Origin of the sequence: Mesorhizobium sp. SP-1A, from assembly GCF_032460275.1 — a bacterium.
GTDB lineage: Bacteria > Pseudomonadota > Alphaproteobacteria > Rhizobiales > Rhizobiaceae > Mesorhizobium.
Genome location: NZ_JAVXZD010000003.1, coordinates 180297 through 196658, shown reverse-complemented (window position 1 = coordinate 196658; position 16362 = coordinate 180297). Strand labels below are relative to the sequence as shown.

Annotated in this window: 14 protein-coding genes; 8 read left to right on the top strand and 6 right to left on the bottom strand. The window is 65.5% G+C overall.

Annotated features, from left to right (window positions below):
- Positions 1-7 precede the first annotated feature (7 nt).
- The gene (gene cbiB / locus QU595_RS15905; RefSeq protein WP_315923613.1) at positions 8-976 is read right to left on the bottom strand and encodes an adenosylcobinamide-phosphate synthase CbiB; all 969 of its coding nucleotides are present in this window, start codon (positions 974-976) and stop codon (positions 8-10) included.
- Between cbiB and cobD the strand changes: the two genes are divergently transcribed.
- Positions 975-2030: a threonine-phosphate decarboxylase CobD gene (gene cobD / locus QU595_RS15900; protein WP_315923611.1), complete on the top strand. Its 1056-nt coding sequence runs from the start codon at positions 975-977 to the stop codon at positions 2028-2030. The two genes, cbiB and cobD, sit on opposite strands and share 2 nt — an antisense overlap.
- Positions 2027-2548, top strand: a complete 522-nt coding sequence (locus QU595_RS15895) for a tyrosine phosphatase family protein (protein WP_315923609.1) — start codon at positions 2027-2029, stop codon at positions 2546-2548. Before cobD ends, QU595_RS15895 begins: the two co-directional genes overlap by 4 nt.
- Before the next feature lie 6 nt (positions 2549-2554).
- On the opposite strand, the gene QU595_RS15890 is transcribed toward QU595_RS15895, so the two are convergent.
- Complete coding sequence (locus QU595_RS15890; protein ID WP_315923607.1) at positions 2555-3358, bottom strand: creatininase family protein; 804 nt, start codon at positions 3356-3358, stop codon at positions 2555-2557.
- Positions 3359-3392: 34 nt separating this feature from the next.
- Positions 3393-3776, bottom strand: coding sequence for a RidA family protein (locus tag QU595_RS15885; RefSeq protein WP_315923605.1), 384 nt, complete (start codon positions 3774-3776; stop codon positions 3393-3395).
- A gap of 254 nt (positions 3777-4030) precedes the next feature.
- Here QU595_RS15885 and QU595_RS15880 point away from each other — a divergent pair, with 254 nt between their 5' ends.
- From QU595_RS15880 to QU595_RS15855, 6 genes are all read left to right on the top strand, one after another.
- The gene (locus QU595_RS15880; RefSeq protein WP_315924500.1) at positions 4031-5035 is read left to right on the top strand and encodes an ABC transporter substrate-binding protein; all 1005 of its coding nucleotides are present in this window, start codon (positions 4031-4033) and stop codon (positions 5033-5035) included.
- Positions 5036-5043: 8 nt separating this feature from the next.
- On the top strand, positions 5044-5859 hold the full coding sequence (locus tag QU595_RS15875) for an ABC transporter ATP-binding protein (RefSeq protein ID WP_315923603.1): 816 nt from the start codon (positions 5044-5046) through the stop codon (positions 5857-5859).
- The gene (locus QU595_RS15870; RefSeq protein ID WP_315923601.1) at positions 5846-6718 is read left to right on the top strand and encodes an ABC transporter permease; all 873 of its coding nucleotides are present in this window, start codon (positions 5846-5848) and stop codon (positions 6716-6718) included. The genes QU595_RS15875 and QU595_RS15870 overlap by 14 nt, the downstream gene beginning before the upstream one ends.
- Before the next feature lie 39 nt (positions 6719-6757).
- Positions 6758-8068 carry a cytosine deaminase gene (locus QU595_RS15865; RefSeq protein ID WP_315923599.1) on the top strand — a complete coding sequence of 437 codons (1311 nt, stop codon included), beginning with the start codon at positions 6758-6760 and terminating at the stop codon, positions 8066-8068.
- Positions 8068-9471, top strand: a complete 1404-nt coding sequence (locus QU595_RS15860; protein ID WP_315923597.1) for an FAD-binding oxidoreductase — start codon at positions 8068-8070, stop codon at positions 9469-9471. The genes QU595_RS15865 and QU595_RS15860 overlap by 1 nt, the downstream gene beginning before the upstream one ends.
- 169 nt (positions 9472-9640) lie before the next feature.
- Positions 9641-10228 carry an NAD(P)H-dependent oxidoreductase gene (locus QU595_RS15855; RefSeq protein WP_315923595.1) on the top strand — a complete coding sequence of 196 codons (588 nt, stop codon included), beginning with the start codon at positions 9641-9643 and terminating at the stop codon, positions 10226-10228.
- A gap of 40 nt (positions 10229-10268) precedes the next feature.
- Here the strand turns inward: QU595_RS15855 and QU595_RS15850 are convergent, their stop codons facing one another.
- The 3 genes from QU595_RS15850 to QU595_RS15840 are packed head-to-tail and all read right to left on the bottom strand — an operon-like array spanning position 10269 to position 16361.
- The gene (locus tag QU595_RS15850) at positions 10269-12713 is read right to left on the bottom strand and encodes an FAD-dependent oxidoreductase (protein WP_315923593.1); all 2445 of its coding nucleotides are present in this window, start codon (positions 12711-12713) and stop codon (positions 10269-10271) included.
- Positions 12710-13906, bottom strand: a complete 1197-nt coding sequence (locus QU595_RS15845; protein ID WP_315923591.1) for a pyridoxal phosphate-dependent aminotransferase — start codon at positions 13904-13906, stop codon at positions 12710-12712. The genes QU595_RS15850 and QU595_RS15845 overlap by 4 nt, the downstream gene beginning before the upstream one ends.
- Position 13907: 1 nt before the next feature.
- A complete protein-coding gene (locus QU595_RS15840) occupies positions 13908-16361 on the bottom strand; it encodes an FAD-dependent oxidoreductase (protein ID WP_315923589.1) in 2454 nt (817 codons plus the stop codon).
- Position 16362: the final 1 nt, after the last annotated feature.

Sequence of the window (16362 nt, the reverse complement as noted above, 5' to 3'; positions counted from 1 at the left end):
TGCCGCGTCAGGCGAGCGCCATGCCCAGCGCAAGCAGGCCGTACAGGCAGATCAGCAGCAGGTCGGCCGTCCAGTAGAGTTTCAGGGCACGCCTGATATCGGCCGCGGTCGCCTCGCGGCGGCCGCCGTCTCCCATGAAGGGGTCGCCGACCACCACGCCGCCATAGACGCGCGGGCCGGCCAGCGCGAGCCCGAGCGCCCCGGCCATGGCGGCTTCCGGCCAGCCGGCGTTGGGCGAGCGATGGCGTCTTGCATCGCGCCGCACGGCGCGCCACGCAGCCCCGGCATCGGCGCCCGGAACGACAGCGGCGGCAGCCACGATCAGCATCGCCGTAAGCCGCGAAGCGGGCAGGTTTATCAGGTCGTCGAAGCGTGCCGCCGCCCAGCCGAAGGCTTCGTGGCGCGGCGTGCGGTGGCCGATCATGGAATCGGCGGTGTTGGCGGCCTTGTAGGCGACGCCGCCGGCAAGGCCGCCGATGCTCAGCCAGAAGGCCGGCGCGACGATGCCGTCCGAAAAATTCTCGGCCAGGCTTTCGATGGCGGCGCGGCTGACGCCCGCCTCGTCCAAGGTCTCGGGATCGCGTCCGACGATCATGGAGACGGCTTTCCGGCCAGCCTCCAGCCCGCCTTTTTCCAGCGCCTCGGCCACAGCCGCGACGTGCTGGCCGAGGCTCTTTTGGGCCAGCAGGGAACTCGCGACCAGCGCAACGAGCAAGATGCCGAAAGGCAGCATGACGAGCAAGGTTTCCAGCAGCCTTGCGGCAGCGGCAGGCACCAGCACGATAGCGGCCAGCGCGCCGATCCCCGCCATGCGACGCTGCGCGTCGGAATCGGTCGCGCGGTTGAGTGTCTTGTCGGCAAAGGCTATCAGCCTGCCGAACCACGTCACCGGATGGCCGATGGCGCGGAACAGCCGGCCGGGATATCCAAGGCCGAGTTCGGCAAGCAGCGACAGGAAGGCGACGAGGATCGACATGGGGCTTCCCGGCGAGCCGTTGGCGAAGGTGGATCACGGCGGCAGCCTCGGCCGGGCGCGGGCATTGTTTCCCAATGCGCCCGAACCGTTCGTCGACCTTTCGACCGGGATCAACCCGCACTCCTATCCGCTTTTCGAAATCCACGCTACCGCCTTCACCCGCCTGCCCGAGGCGGCGCAGGCACAGGAACTCGCCGCCGTCGCGGCAAGGGCCTATCGCGCTCCTTCGGCCGGCAACGTGGTCGCCGCCCCGGGCACGCAGGTGCTGCTGCCGCGCGTGGCCTCGCTGGTGGCGCCGGGACGGGCGCTGGTGCTCGGGCCGACCTATGCCGAACATGCCAGGGCGGCCCGGATCGCCGGACACGAGGTCGTCGAAACCAGGCATTTTTCCGCGCTGGCCGATGCTGATGTCGCGGTGGTGGTCAACCCGAACAACCCGGACGGCCGGGTGATCTCCCGCGCGGAACTGCTCGATCTTGCCGGCCGTCTGCGCGCTCGAGGCGGTCTGCTGGTCGTGGACGAAGCCTTCATGGATGTCGGCCCGCAGGCGGAAAGCCTTGCCGGCGACGTGGCGCAGGGCGGCATCGTCGTGCTGCGCTCCTTCGGCAAGTTCTTCGGCCTTGCGGGAATCAGGCTGGGTTTCGCTCTTGCGCACAAAACACTGGCGGAACGGCTCGACGCTCAACTCGGTCCATGGGCGGTTTCCGGTCCGGCACTGGACTATGGCATCCGCGCGCTGGCCGACACCGGATGGCAGGACGGCATGCGGGAGCGTCTCGCTGGCGACGCGGCGCGGCTCGATGCGCTGCTTGCCCGGCACGGCGCGCCCGTGACCGGCGGCACCAGCCTCTACCGTTTTCTGGAATTCGAGGGTGCGGGCAGCCTGTTCCGGACGCTCGGCGAGCACGGCGTCCTGCTCCGCCACTTCGCCGATCGTCCGCATGCGCTGCGTGCCGGCCTGCCCGCCTGTCAGGAAGAATGGCAGCGTCTGGAAGCCGCCCTTGCGTCCTGGGCGCGGACGCGCGACCATTCCGGCGAGGAGCCCCGGCCATGAATGCAAGCCCTGCAACGGTCATCGTCTGCCCGCTCTCCAAGGTCGAGGAGACCGTGACGAGGGTGGGGGCGGCCCGGCTGCTGTCTTTGCTCGCCGAGGGCACGGGCATGACGAGACCGGCTTCCATCCTGCCGCAAAATCATCTCCATCTCGTCATGCACGACATCGCCGAGGCGCAGGAAGGCATGACGCTGCCCGGCACATTGCACGTGCGGACCCTGCTGGAATTCGCCCAGGGCTGGGAGCGCTCGCGGCCGCTGGTGGTGAATTGCTATGCCGGCATCAGCCGTTCCACGGCATCTGCCTATATCATCGCCGCTGCGCTGGCGCCGCAGCGCGACGAGGAGGAGCTTGCGCAGACGCTGAGGGCGCTGTCGCCTTCGGCCACGCCGAACCCTCGGCTGATCGCCGTCGCCGACGAATTTCTGGGACGCCGGGGCCGCATGGTCGCCGCCATCAAGGCCATCGGCCGTGGCGCCGATGCCTTCGAAGGCGTTCCCTTCGCGCTTCGAATCTGACCCGGATCAGGACAGCCAGTCGGCAAGCCTGGCCTTGCGGATGTCCTGAAGCAGGCGCACGAAACCGTCTGCCTGATGTTCGGCCGTCAACCTGCCCTTCTCGGCGGTGGCGGCCGCGGCGTTGCCTGCCACGCCATACTCGCTGATGTCGCCGGCGATCCAGGCGAAGGCATGGGTGCCGGTCTGGCGCAGCAGGTCGAAATGCTTGTCCGCCTTGGTGACGTTGGAAACGAAGTCCCGCGCCTTGCTCATATCGACCAGGTCGGGCCGGAAATGCAGCATCAGCGAGGTCTCGACATCGCCGCCATGGATGCCGAGACGATCCTCCTCGGGCGTATACATGCCGTCCGGCCGGCCGAAGCGCTGCCAACTCGACTTGACCGCCATCATGTTGAAGCGCACGCGCAGCTCGCGCGTGACGATGCCCATGATCTCCTCGTTGCCGCCATGGGAATTCACCACCACCAGCTTGCGGATGCCGGTCTTGGCGATGGAGACGCCAAGCTCGGTCCAGGCCTCGATCAGGGCAACCGCCGGCAGGCTCAGCGTGCCGGGAGAGCGCAGATGCTCGTTGGATTTGCCCACGGCCTGTACCGGCAAGATGCGCACGTCGAGGTCGGCGGGCAAGCGCGGGATCACGGTTTCCAGCATGCATTGCATGATGGTGGTGTCGGTGGAGACGGGCAGATGCGGACCGTGCTGCTCGATGGCCGCAACCGGCAATACGGCGATCGTCACCTCCGGATCGATGTCGGCGAATTCCGCCGTGCGGTACTCGCCCCACCAGGCCCGCCTGTTCGCTTTGCTCATGATGCCACCTGTTCGTTGTGCGTGCGCCGCGGCCTCAGCCTGCGGCGATGACCTCGATTTCGATCTTGAATTCCGGCCGCGAGAAACCCGACACGACGATCAGCGTGGAGGCTGGCGCAGGGTCGGCGAACAGCCGGTCGCGAACCTCCATATAGGGCTTCATATAGGCCCGGTCGGAGACGAAGGTGTTGATGCGCACGATGTCGCGCAGGCCGAGGCCTGATTCGGCAAGCACGGCCGCGATGTTGGCAAAGCAGAGTTCAGCCTGCGCGCCGGCATCCTGCGGCACCGAATCGTCCGGCCCGATGCCCAGTTGTCCCGAACACAGGATCAGCCGCTTGCCTGCGGGCACCTCCACGCCATGGCTGTAGCGGGCGAAGGGCGGCCTGATCGATTTCGGAGCGAGGAACTTGAACATGGCGGCCGTTTGCCCGTCTGGAATTGCAGCCGACCCTAGACGCCGAACTCATGGCCTACAAGATCGCTTTGGATGGCCTTTGGCGATTATGGACAGCCATTGGAAAAATAGGCACCATGCCGCCCGACAGCACGACCCGGCCGACTCCTGACAGCTCCAGGACGGCACCGCCTGCCGACGACCGGCGGCCATGTCTTGCTTCAGGAAACAGTGACGGCCCGGCCTTGCCGCCGGTCAAGCAGAGAGTGGTGCCGATGATCGCAAGGGTCAAGACTTCCGCCGGGGTGCTGGCGCTCCTGGCAGCCGGAACGCTCGGCGCCGCCGCCAACGAGAAGGTCGTGTTCGGCACCAACTGGCTGGCACAGCCCGAACACGGCGGCTACTACCAGGCGATGCTGGACGGCACCTATTCCGCCTGTGGCCTGGATGTCACCATCATGCAGGGCGGGCCGCAGGTCAGCGGGCGGCCGTTGCTGCTCGCCGGCAAGATCGACTTCTACATGGGCGGAAACATGCTGCAGGCCTTCGACGCCGTGCAGCAGGACATCCCGCTGCGTGTCGTGGCCGCGACCTTCCAGAAGGACCCGCAGGTGATGATGTCGCATCCGGGGCAGGGCCTGGACAAGTGGACTGACCTGCCCAAGGCCGAGCAATACATCATCGGCGACGAGGGCGCGCAGAGCTTCTTTCTCTGGATGACGAGCGAATACGGCTTCGATCCGTCCAAGCGCGTGCCCTATACCTTCAATTCGGCGCCGTTCATCGCCAATCCGAAATCCATCCAGCAGGGTTACGTGACTTCCGAACCCTATGCCGTGGCGAAGGAGGGCGGCTTCCAGCCCAACGTCTTCCTCCTCGCCGACAATGGCTTCAACGCCTATGCGACGACCATCGAGACCATGCAGGAGACGATCGACAAGCGGCCGGAGGTGGTGCAGTGCTTCGTCGATGGCTCGGCCAAGGGCTGGTACAAATATCTCTACGGCGACAACAAGGCCGCCAACGAGGCGATCAAGAAAGACAATCCGGACATGACGGACGACCAGATCGCCTTTTCCATCGCGCAGATGAAGAAATACGGGATCGTGGACTCCGGTGATGCCGAAAAGCTCGGCATCGGGGCCATGACCGACGAGCGAATCCAGAATTTCTACGACAAGATGGTGAAGGCCAAGGCCATTCCGTCGGGCATCGACATCAAGAAGGCTTACACGCTCGTCTTCGTCAACAAGGGCGTCGGGCTCGACCTGAAGAAGTGAGCGCCGGGATGCCGCACGCCGCGCCGATGGAGGGAGGCCGCGCGGCCGGGAAGGCGGCGTTGCTGTCCCTGCGGGGCGTCGGCAAGGTCTTCTCCAACGGCGTGACGGCGCTCGACAATGTCGACATGACGATCGGGGAGGGCGACTTCGTCAGCCTTCTTGGGCCTTCCGGCTGCGGCAAGTCCACGGCGCTGCGCCTCATCGCCGGGCTTTCGACGCCGACTTCCGGTTCGATCGATCGGCCCGGCGCGGCGGGCGACGCGGTCGGCTTCGTGTTCCAGGAACCGACGCTGCTGCCCTGGGCGAGCGTCTTCGACAATGTGTGGCTGCCGTTGCGGCTCAAGGGCGTCTCGAAAGCGAAGGCGGCGCCGGCCGTGATGGAGATGCTGGAGCGCGTGCATCTGCACAGATTCGCCTCGGCCGTGCCGCGCGAGCTTTCCGGCGGCATGAAGATGCGCGTTTCCATCGCCCGCGCCCTGGTCACGAGGCCGCGCGTGCTGCTGATGGACGAGCCGTTCGCCGCGCTGGACGAGATCACCCGCTTCAAGCTCAACAACGACCTGCTGGACCTCTGGCAGGACCAGCGCTTCACCACCGTCTTCGTCACGCATTCGGTGTTCGAAAGCGCGTTCCTGTCCAACCGCATCATCGTCATGGCGGCGCGGCCGGGCAGGGTGTTTCAGGAACTGCCGGTCGAGGCGCCCTATCCGCGCGACGAGGCGTTCCGCACTTCGCCGGACTATGCCGCATTGTGCCGCGAGGCGTCGAACGTGCTTTTGTCGGCCATCCATTCGACCGCGGGACCCGAGCATGACGGTCGCTGAACACAAGGCGGCGGGGAACCGCACGGCCGCCGGAGCACTCGATCCGGAAGAGGCGCGGCGCGTGCGCCAGCAGCGGCTGGAAAAGGTGGGCCGGTGGTTGCTTCCGCTCGTCATCATGGTGCTGGCGATCTGGCTGTGGGATCGCCTGTGCGTGTGGAACGGCATCCCGAAATATATCCTGCCGCGCCCCATGGAGGTGCTGCGCACCCTGCATGACGACGCCGGGCTTCTGTTCGGGTCCTTGCTGGTGACGCTGAAGATCACTTTTCTCAGCCTGCTGCTGGCCGTCATCGGCGGCGTCGGGCTGGCGGTGCTGTTCGCGCAGTCGAAATGGGTGGAGATGTCGTTCTTCCCCTTCGCTGTGGTGCTGCAGGTCACGCCGATCGTGGCGATCTTCCCGCTCATCAACATCTATGTCGACAACCAGACGACCAAGCTGCTGCTGTGCGCGTGGATCGTGGCTTTCTTTCCGATCCTTTCCAACACGACGCTGGGCCTCAACTCGGTCGATCGCAATTTGCGCGACCTGTTCCGATTGAATGGTGCGACGCGCTGGCAGGAGCTTTTGCACCTGCGCCTGCCGGCGGCGATGCCTTATTTCCTCGGCGGCCTGAAGATCGCCGGCGGGCTTTCGCTGATCGGCGCCGTTGTGGCCGAGTTCGTCGCCGGAGCCACCGGCCAGTCTTCCGGGCTCGCCTCGCGCATCATCGAAGCCGGCTACCGGCTGAACGCGCCGCGCCTGTTCGCGGCGCTGATCCTGATCTCGCTCGCCGGCATCGTCATCTTCCTCGTGCTGTCGCTGGTTTCGCATCTTATCCTGCGGCGCTGGCACGAAAGCGCGCTGCGGCAGGAGGGCTGATGGCGCCGGTTTTTGCGGAGCGTTGCGCTGGAGGACGGGATGGCTGAGTTTCCGATTCCCACGTCCGGTTCCTTCACCCTCACCAACGCCCGCGTCCATTTTTCGCTGGCTCCGGGATTCGAGGCCGTTTTCGACGGCGACGGCTTTGCGCTGGCGGACATCGCGGTGGCGGACGGGCGGATAGCAAGCATCGCGGCCGCTGCGGATGGAGGAAATATCGCCGCCTTTGATCTCAAGGGCCGCATCGTGCTGCCCTGCTTCGTCGATTGCCATACACATATCGACAAGGGGCATATCTGGCCGCGCAGTCCCAATCCGGACGGTTCGTTCATGGGAGCGCTGGGGGCCAACGCGGCCGACCGGCGCGCGCGCTGGAGTGCGGAGGACGTGGCGCGGCGCATGGATTTCTCGCTGCGCTGTGCCTACGCCCATGGCACCAGGGCCCTGCGCACGCATATCGACAGCGATGCGCCGCAAGAGGAAATCTCGTGGCCGGTGTTCGAACAGATGCGCGAGCGCTGGCAGGGGCGCATCGAATTGCAGGCGGCCAGCCTGGTCGGCATCGAAAATGTGCGGGACGCCGCCTGGCTCGAGCAACTCGCCGTCCGCGTGGCTGCGGCGGGGGGCATTCTCGGCGCGGTCAGCTATATGGCGCCCGATCTCGAAGACCTGCTCGACCGCATGTTCCGCACCGCGATCGCCCACGGGCTCGACCTCGATTTCCATGCCGACGAGACCGACGACGTCGGTGCGGTCTCGCTGAAGAAAATCGCCGAGGCGGCCCTGCGCCATCGTTTCCAGGGAAAGATTCTCGTCGGCCATTGCTGTTCGCTCGCGCGCCAGCCCGACAAGGACGTGCTCGACACGCTGGACAAGGTGGCGCGGGCCGGCATGGCGGTGGTGTCGCTGCCGATGTGCAATCTCTATCTGCAGGACCGGCGGCACGACGGCACCACGCCGCGCTGGCGCGGGGTGACGCTGCTCCACGAGATGAAGGCGAGAGGCATTCCGGTTGCCGTGGCTTCCGACAACACGCGTGATCCGTTCTATGCCTATGGCGACCTCGACATGCTGGAGGTCTACCGCATGGCCACGCGCATCCTGCATCTCGACCATCCGGTCGGCGACTGGCCGAAGGCAGCGGCATCCACTCCGGCTGAGACGATGGGGCTCGCGAGCGACGGGCTGTTGCGCGCGGGCGGCCCGGCCGATTTCATCGTCTTCAAGGGCAGAAGCTGGACCGAACTTCTTTCGCGGCCCGAGTCCGGCCGTATGGTGGTGCGCGCCGGAAAGCCGATCGACGCCGGATTGCCGGACTACGCCGAACTCGACGATCTGATGGTGGATTGATGGATATCGCCGCGCTGAAACGCGATCTCGACGGGGTGAAGCTGGAAGATCACGAAAAGATCGTCCAGCAGAAGAGCCGCGACTTCTACTGGTACAGCCCGGTACTCAAACGGCAACTGGACGAGGTCAGCGGCGATCTCATCGTCTCTCCACGCGACGAGGCGGAAGTGGTGCGCGTGCTGGCCGCCTGCTTCTCGCGTGGCGTGCCGGTCACGCCGCGCGGCACCGGCACCGGCAATTACGGCCAGGCCATGCCGCTGTCGGGCGGGGTGGTGCTGTCGCTGGCCGACATGAACGAGGTGAAGTCGATCGCGCCGGGACGCGTGGTATGCGGGCCGGGCGCCATCATCGCCGACATCGACAAGGCCACGCGCGCGCATTCCCGGCAGGAACTGCGGCTGCATCCCTCCACCTACAACACCGCGTCCATCGGCGGTTTCATCGCCGGCGGCTCGGGCGGCGTCGGCTCGATCAATTTCGGCGGCCTGCGCGATTTCGGCAATGTATTGCGCCTGCGCGTCGTCACCATGGAGGCCGAACCAAGGGTGCTCGACCTTACCGGCGAGGATTTGCACAAGGTGACCCACGCCTATGGCACCAACGGCATCATCACCGAGGTGGAAATGCCGCTGACCGCCGCTTACGACTGGGTGGACGTGATCGTCGGCTTCGACAGCTTCATGGCTGCCGCGCGTTACGGCAATGCGCTCGGCTGCCAGGACGGGCTGCTGACCAAGCTGATAACGCCCGTCGCCGCGCCGGTGCCGCAGGATTATTTCAAGCGCCACCAGCGCTTTTTCCGTGCCGGGCAGAGCATCTGCCTCACGATGGTCGCGCCGCATTCGCTGGACGCTTTCCTCGCCTTCACCCGCCGCGCGGGCGGCGAGGTGGTCTTCAATGCGGCGGCTTTGACGGACGAGGAGAAGAAAGGCCTGCCGCCGGCCTTCGAACTGGCCTGGAATCACACCACGCTTCGGGCGCTGCGCGTCGATCCGTCGATCACTTACCTGCAAACCCTCTATCCGTTTCCCAACCAGCTTGCACTGGTGGAGAAGATGGATGCCATGTTCCCCGGCGAGGTCTTCTCGCATCTGGAATTCGTGCGCTTCGACGGCAACATCACCTGCTTCGGCCTGCCGCTGGTGAAGTTCACCACGGAGGAGCGGCTGGACGAGATCATCCGCCTGCATGAGGAAAACGGCTGCCCGGTCTTCAATCCGCATCGCTACACGCTGGAGGAGGGCGGCATGAAGCAGACGGACCAGGTTCAGCTCGCCTTCAAGCGAGAGGCGGATCCGCAAGGGCTGCTCAATCCGGGAAAGATGATCGCCTGGGAGAACCCGGACTACGATTACCGTTCCGGCAAGACTTTCCTGTTCAAGGGATTGGAGAAGGCGGGATGAGATACGGCGCGGCCCTTACCCGTCTCCTTGTGGGCAGGGTCGATCCGCGAAGCGGCGCGGGTCAGGGGTACAGAAATCGGCCCCGGGGCGAAACTCTGACACGCCGTCTCGCAATCCGGGCTTCGCTTCGATTGCCTGCCGACCCTGCCCACAAGGGTAAGGGGCGCCCATGAAGGTCCTCGTGGTCTATTGCCATCCGGTGCCCGAAAGTTTTTGCGCTTCCGTGCGGGATACGGCATTGGCGGCAATCGAGGCCAAGGGATGCGAGGCGCGGCTGGTGGACCTCTACGCCGAGAATTTCGACCCGGTGATGCGCGATTGCGAGCGGCGCGAGTACAACGACCATGCACCGACCGACCCCGCGCTAAAGAGGCACGTAGAGCACCTCAGATGGGCCGAAGCCATCGTTTTCGTCTATCCGACGTGGTGGTACGGGCTGCCGGCGATGCTGAAAGGCTGGCTCGACCGCGTCTGGGCGACGGACGTGGCCTTCGAACTGCCGAAGGGCCCCGGCCCGGTCAAGCCGCTGATGACGCATATTTCCAAGATCGCCGTCATCACCACCTGCGGCGCGCCGCGGTGGTGGTCCCATGTCGTGGGCCATCCGGGACGCAAGACGATCCTGCGCGGCATTCGCGCGCTGTGCGGCTGGCGCTGCCGCACGCTTTTCATGGCGCATTACCTGATGGACCAATCCACCCCGGAAACCCGCAGCGCGTTTTTGCGGGAGGTTCGACGGAAACTGGAGGCATTTTGAAGGGCTTGCCCTCCCCACGAAGGGGGAGGGCAAAAGCGTCTTACGCCCGCACCCTTTCCGCCTTCGGATCATACATCGGCTTCAGCGAAGCCTCGGCAGGAAAACGCTCGCCGGCGATCTCGATCTCGTAGGTGGAAGACAGCACGTCGTCCGCGCTCTGCCCTTTGCACGGCACATAGCCCATGCCGATCGCGCCGCCGAGGAAGTGGCCGTAATTGCCGCTGGCGACGGTGTCCACGATGCTGCCGTCGCGCACGATCGCCTCGTTGTGGAACAGAAGCGGCTGCGGGTCCTTCAGCCGGAACTGCACCAGCCTGCGGTCGAGGCCTGCCTCCTTCTTGCGCAGCACGGCATCGCGGCCGATGAAATCGCCCTTGTCGGTCTTCACCGCAAAGCCGAGGCCTGCCTCGAGCACATGGTCCTCGTCGGTGATGTCGTGGCCGAAATGGCGGAACGCCTTCTCGATGCGGCAGGAATCGAGCGTATGCAGGCCGCACAGTTTCAGGTCGAGTTCGCGACCGGCCTCTTCCAGCGCCTCGAAGACATGGGCCGTCTGGTCGGTCGAAACATAGAGTTCCCAGCCGAGTTCGCCGACATAGGTGACGCGATGGGCGCGGGCGAGGCCCATGCCGATCTCGATCTCGCGGAACGTGCCGAAGGGATGAGCCTCGTTGGAGAAGTCGTTGGGGCTCACCTTTCGTATCAGTTCGCGCGAGCGCGGACCCATCAGGCAAAGCACGGATTCGGACACCGTCACGTCGGTGATCACCACGAACTCGTCGGAGAGATGCCGGCGCAGCCAGGCGAGGTCGCGTTGCAGCGTGGCGCCGGGCACGACGAGGAAGAAGGCGGTTTCGGACAGGCGCGAGACGGTCAGGTCGCTTTCGATGCCGCCGCGCTCGTTGAGCATCTGGGTGTAGACGATTTTGCCCGGCTCGACGTCGAGGTCGGCGGCGCAGAGTTTTTGCAGGAAGGACAAGGCGTCACGGCCTTCGACGCGGATCTTGCCGAACGAGGTCATGTCGAACAGGCCGACATTGTTGCGCACGGCAAGGTGCTCCTCGCGCTGGTTGTCGAACCAGTTCTGCCGCTTCCACGAATAGCGGTATTCGCGCTCCTGTCCCTCGCGCGCGAACCAGTTGGCGCGCTCCCAGCCGGCGGTCTCGCCGAAGACCGCGCCTCGCGCCTTCAGGTGCTCGTGGATGGGCGAGCGGCGCACGCCGCGCGCGGTCACGGGCTGGCGATAGGGGAAGTGGTCGGCATAGAGCAGGCCGAGCGTCTCGGTGGAACGCTGGAACAGATAGGAGCGGTTTGCCTGGAACGGCTGCACGCGGCGGATGTCGACATCCCACAGGTCGAAGGGCGGCTCGCCGTCCTGCATCCATTGCGCCAGCGCCATGCCCGCGCCGCCCGACGACTGGATGCCGATCGAGTTGAAGCCGCAGGCGACCCAGAAATTCTTGAGCTGCGCCGCTTCGCCGAGATAGTAGCGGTCGTCCGGCGTGAAGCTCTCCGGGCCGTTGAAGAAGGTGTGGATGCCGGCATTCGCCAGCAGCGGCATGCGCTTCACCGCTTTTTCGAGGATCGGCTCGAAATGGTCGAAATCCTCCGGCAACTGATCGAAGCAGAAATCTTCCGGAATGCCTTCCATGCCCCATGGCTTGGCGACCGGCTCGAAAGCGCCGAGCAGGATCTTGCCGGCGTCTTCCTTGTAATAGGCGCATTCGTCAGGCACCCGCAGCACCGGCAGGCGGCCGAGATCTGGGATCGCCTCCGTCACGATGTAGAAATGCTCGCACGCATGCAGCGGCACCGGCACGCCGACCGACGCGCCCACGTCCCGGGCCCACATGCCGGCGCAATTGACGACATGCTCGCAGGCGATGGTCCTGGTTTCGCCATCGGCCGTAACGGTGACGCCCGTGACGCGGCCCTTGTCCTTGTGGATCGCCGTCACCTTGGCCTGCTCGATGATCCTGGCGCCGTGCTGGCGCGCGCCCTTGGCCAGCGCCTGGGTGATGTTGGCGGGGTCGCCCTGGCCGTCCTTGGGGATGAACACCGCGCCCTTGACGTCGGAGATCTCCAGATGCGGATACCTGGCCTTCGCTTCGGCCGGCGAGATTTCCTCGACCTCGACGCCACGGGCGCGCGCCATCGAGGCGCCGCGATAGAGTTCCTCCTTGCGCTCGTCGGTGAGCGCTATCGATATGGAGCCGCATTGGCGCATGCCGGTGGCGACCCCGGTCTCTTCTTCCAGCCGCACATAGAGGTCGGCGGTGTATTTCGCCAGCCGCGTCATGTTCGCGGTGGCGCGCAACTGCCCGATCAGGCCGGCGGCGTGCCACGTCGTGCCGCATGTCAGCTGCTTGCGCTCCAATAGCACCACGTCGCTCCAGCCGAGCTTGGCAAGGTGATAGGCGACGGAGCAGCCGGCCACGCCGCCGCCGATGATGACGACGCGGGCCTTGTCGGGGAGAGCACTCATGTGGCGATCTTTTCTCTGGGCTGGCGTTGGTAGGAAGCCGCGAAGCGGCGCAACCTTCGCGCGGCCTCGATCAGCGTTTCGGGGGATTGACAGAGGCTTATGCGGATGTGGCCCGCGGCCGCATCGCCGAAGGAGGAGCCGGGCATGACGGCGACCTTCTCGGCGTCGAGGAAGGCGAATGCAAATTTCTCGTCGTCCGGCTCGATGGCCGATATGTCGAGCATGGCGTACATGCCGCCTTCGGAGCCGCGCACGACGACGTCGTTCATGCCGTGCACGGCATCGAGGAAGACCTTGCGCCGTTCGGCGTAGAGCTCGGCGATCTCCTTTACGCCATAGCCGTTTTCCAGCGCCTCCGCTGCGGCGCGCGAGACGAAATCCGTCAGCCCGTAGGTGGTGACGAGGTTGAGGCTGACGATGAGGCCGATCAGTTCTCTGGGTCCGGTCAGCCACCCGATGCGCCAACCGGTCATGCCATGGCTCTTCGACATGGAATTGATGACCAGCGTGCGCTCGGCCATGCCGGGCAGGGCGCGGGGCGACAGATGCTCGCCGCCACCCAGCGTCCAGTATACCTCGTCCGAGAGAAGCCAGAGATCGTGCCGGCGGCAGACATCCGCAAGGCGCTCGAGGCTCTCGCACGTGTAGACGGCGCCGGTGGGGTTGTTGGGCGTGTTGATGAGGATGGCGCGCGTATTTGGCCGGACGGCGGCCTCGACGGCCGCCGCGTCCGGCTGGAAGCTGTCCTCCGGGCGCGTTTCCACGATGGAAAAATCCGCTCCGGCGGCGCGGAAGGTGCCCGGATAGGTGGCGTAGTAGGGCGACACGACGATGGCGTGATCGCCGGGGTCGAGCGTGCCCTGGACCGCCGCATAGAGGGCGAGCTGGCCGCCCGGCGTGGCCAGGATCTGGTCGACATCGGTGGGCACGCCCGTGACCTGCGTCGAAATCTTCGCCATCGCCGCACGCATCCGGGGAATGCCCGGAAGCTGCGTGTAATGATGGTAACCGCCGCGCACCGCCGTCACGCAGGCCTCGACCGTCTCGGCTGGCGTATCGAAATCATGGTCGCCGACGGAGAGCATGATGATGTCTTCGCCTGCTTCCTTGCGGGTCATGGCTTCGAAATGTACCTCCCATCCATCCTTGCCGGATGGCGTGATGCCGGAGATACGGGCGGACGGTTTCGGCATGTCAGGCTCTCAATCGCTCGTTTTTCGGGTCCCACAGCGGCTCGTCCTTCTGCACGGTCGCCGCGAAGCGATCGCCGAAGATCTCGACCTCGACGGTGGTGCCCGGTTCGGCAAGGTCGGCGCGGATCATGCCGAGCGCGATGGACTTGTCCACCCGGTGCCCCCAGCCTCCTGACAGCGTTTCGCCGACGATCCTGCCGTCATGCCAGACGGTGGACATGTAAGGCGCGTCGCAATCGCCGGGATTCTCGATGACCAGCGTGGCGAAACGTTTCTTCACGCCCTGCTGCTTTTCGCTGGCGAGAGCGGCCTTGCCGCGGAAATCTGGCTTTTCCCATTTCACGAAGCGGTCCAGTCCGCCCTGAAGCACGGTGTAGTCGGTCGAAAGGTCCTGCTTCCAGGCGCGGTAGCCTTTTTCCAGCCGCAGCGAATCCAGCGCGAACATGCCGAACGGCTTCAGGCCGTGCTTCCGGCCGGCTTCCCAGACGGCGTCGAAGATCGCGGCCGTGTCCTCGACCTTGGAGTGGATTTCCCAACCCAGCTCGCCGGCGAAGGAGACGCGCACGAGCTGGCACCAGCGCCCCGCGATCTGCGCGCTCTGATGCGTGAGCCAGGGTTGCGACAGGTCGGCGTCGGAAACTGCCGAGAGGATCGCGCGTGCATTCGGACCGGACAGGATCTGGCAGGAGAAATTGTCCGTGACATCCTGAAGCGTGATCCGGGAATCCCCGGGCAGGTGATTCTTCAGCCATTCGAAATCATGCCATTGGGCGACGGCCGCCGTGATGAGGAAGAAGAAGTCCTCATCGATCGCCATGATAGACATTTCGGTGACGATCCGGCCGGAGTCGTCGGCAAAGTAGCCGAGGCCGATGCGTCCCGGCTTCGGCACGATGCCGGTGATCTGGCCAGCCAGCCATTCGCGCGCGCCGGGTCCTTGCAGGCGGAAGCGCGAGAAGCCCGGCAGGTCGAGAATGCCGGCGGCGTCGCGCACGGCCAGGCACTCCTCGCGGACGCGCTTTTCCCACGGGCCGGAGCGCTTGAAGGTCTGGGTCGATTCCTCGGAGGTGTCGTCGCCGGCTTGAGCGAACCATGTCGCGCGCTCCCAGCCATTATAGGCGTTGAACTGCGCGCCGAGTGCCTTGATGCGGTCGTGAATGGGCGAGAGCTTGCGGTCGCGGCCGGCAGGCCAGGCATAGCGCGGAAAATGAATGGCGTATTCGTGGCCGTAGACTTCCTTGCCCTTGGCGACCGCATAGTCGGGCGCGGCGGCATAGGAGGTGAAGCGGCGCGGGTCGCAGGACCACATGTCCCATTCGGTGCGGCCCTCGGTGACCCATTCGGCCAGCACCTTGCCGGCACCGCCGGCCTGGGCGATACCGAAGGTGAAGACGCAGGCCTCGAAGGCGTTGGGCACGCCCGGCATCGGGCCGATCAGCGGATTGCCGTCCGGCGCGTAGGGAATCGGGCCGTTGATGACGTTGGAGAGGCCGGCGGTGCCGAGGATCGGGACGCGGGAGACGGCGGCGTTCAAATACCATTCCAGCCGCTCCAGATCGTCCGGATAGAGCTGGAACGAGAAATCCGCCGGCATCGGATCGTCCGGCGTGGCCCAATGGGCGCGGCAGTTGCGCTCATAGGGGCCGAGGTTCATGCCGTTCTTCTCTTGCCGCAGATAGTAGGACGTATCGACGTCGCGCAGCAGAGGCAGCTTGTGGCCGGCTTCCTTCGACCATGCGGCGAGTTCCGGGATCTCCTCGAACAGGATGTACTGGTGGCTCATCACCATCATCGGCACTTCGCGGCCGAACATGCGGCCCACTTCCTGCGCGCGATAGCCGGCCGCGTTGACGACGATCTCGCAGCGGATTTCGCCCTGCGCCGTCTCGACAATCCATTCGTCCTTTTCGCGCCGCACGCCGGTGACCGGGCAGAAGCGGATGATCTTGGCGCCCATGTCGCGCGCGCCCTTGGCCAGCGCCTGCGTGAGCTGCGCGGGATCGATGTCGCCGTCATTGGGGTCGTAGAGCGCGCCTTCCAGCTCGTGCGTCTCGATGAAGGGATAGCGGCGCTTGATGTCGTTGAGGCCGATCACCTCGATGTCCATGCCCTGGTAGCGGCCCATGCCCTTGGCGCGCTGGAATTCCCGCATGCGCTCCTTCGTATGCGCCAGCCGCAGCGAGCCGGTGACATGGTAGTTCATCGGATAGTCGACCTCGGCCGCCAGCCCGCGGTAGAGCTCGGTCGAATAGCGCTGCATGTTCATCAGCGACCAGGAGGACGAGAAGGTCGGGACGTTGCCGGCGGCATGCCAGGTGGAGCCCGAGGTCAGCTCGTTCTTCTCCAGAAGCACGCAGTCGGTCCAGCCGGCCTTGGCCAGATGGTAGAGCGACGAGGCGCCGACCGCGCCGCCGCCGATGATGACAACCCGTGCCGATGCCGGAAGTTCGGCCATG

Excerpts from the sequence above, each read along its gene's own strand:
- cobD (WP_315923611.1), top strand. The coding sequence starts at position 975 with ATGGGGCTTCCCGGCGAGCCGTTGGCGAAGGTGGATCACGGCGGCAGC.
- QU595_RS15865 (WP_315923599.1), top strand. The coding sequence starts at position 6,758 with ATGGCTGAGTTTCCGATTCCCACGTCCGGTTCCTTCACCCTCACCAAC.
- QU595_RS15895 (WP_315923609.1), top strand. The coding sequence starts at position 2,027 with ATGAATGCAAGCCCTGCAACGGTCATCGTCTGCCCGCTCTCCAAGGTC.
- QU595_RS15840 (WP_315923589.1), bottom strand. The coding sequence starts at position 16,361 with ATGGCCGAACTTCCGGCATCGGCACGGGTTGTCATCATCGGCGGCGGC.
- QU595_RS15885 (WP_315923605.1), bottom strand. The coding sequence starts at position 3,776 with ATGTTCAAGTTCCTCGCTCCGAAATCGATCAGGCCGCCCTTCGCCCGC.
- QU595_RS15850 (WP_315923593.1), bottom strand. The coding sequence starts at position 12,713 with ATGAGTGCTCTCCCCGACAAGGCCCGCGTCGTCATCATCGGCGGCGGC.
- QU595_RS15890 (WP_315923607.1), bottom strand. The coding sequence starts at position 3,358 with ATGAGCAAAGCGAACAGGCGGGCCTGGTGGGGCGAGTACCGCACGGCG.
- QU595_RS15875 (WP_315923603.1), top strand. The coding sequence starts at position 5,044 with ATGCCGCACGCCGCGCCGATGGAGGGAGGCCGCGCGGCCGGGAAGGCG.
- QU595_RS15860 (WP_315923597.1), top strand. The coding sequence starts at position 8,068 with ATGGATATCGCCGCGCTGAAACGCGATCTCGACGGGGTGAAGCTGGAA.
- QU595_RS15855 (WP_315923595.1), top strand. The coding sequence starts at position 9,641 with ATGAAGGTCCTCGTGGTCTATTGCCATCCGGTGCCCGAAAGTTTTTGC.
- QU595_RS15845 (WP_315923591.1), bottom strand. The coding sequence starts at position 13,906 with ATGCCGAAACCGTCCGCCCGTATCTCCGGCATCACGCCATCCGGCAAG.
- QU595_RS15870 (WP_315923601.1), top strand. The coding sequence starts at position 5,846 with ATGACGGTCGCTGAACACAAGGCGGCGGGGAACCGCACGGCCGCCGGA.
- QU595_RS15880 (WP_315924500.1), top strand. The coding sequence starts at position 4,031 with ATGATCGCAAGGGTCAAGACTTCCGCCGGGGTGCTGGCGCTCCTGGCA.
- cbiB (WP_315923613.1), bottom strand. The coding sequence starts at position 976 with ATGTCGATCCTCGTCGCCTTCCTGTCGCTGCTTGCCGAACTCGGCCTT.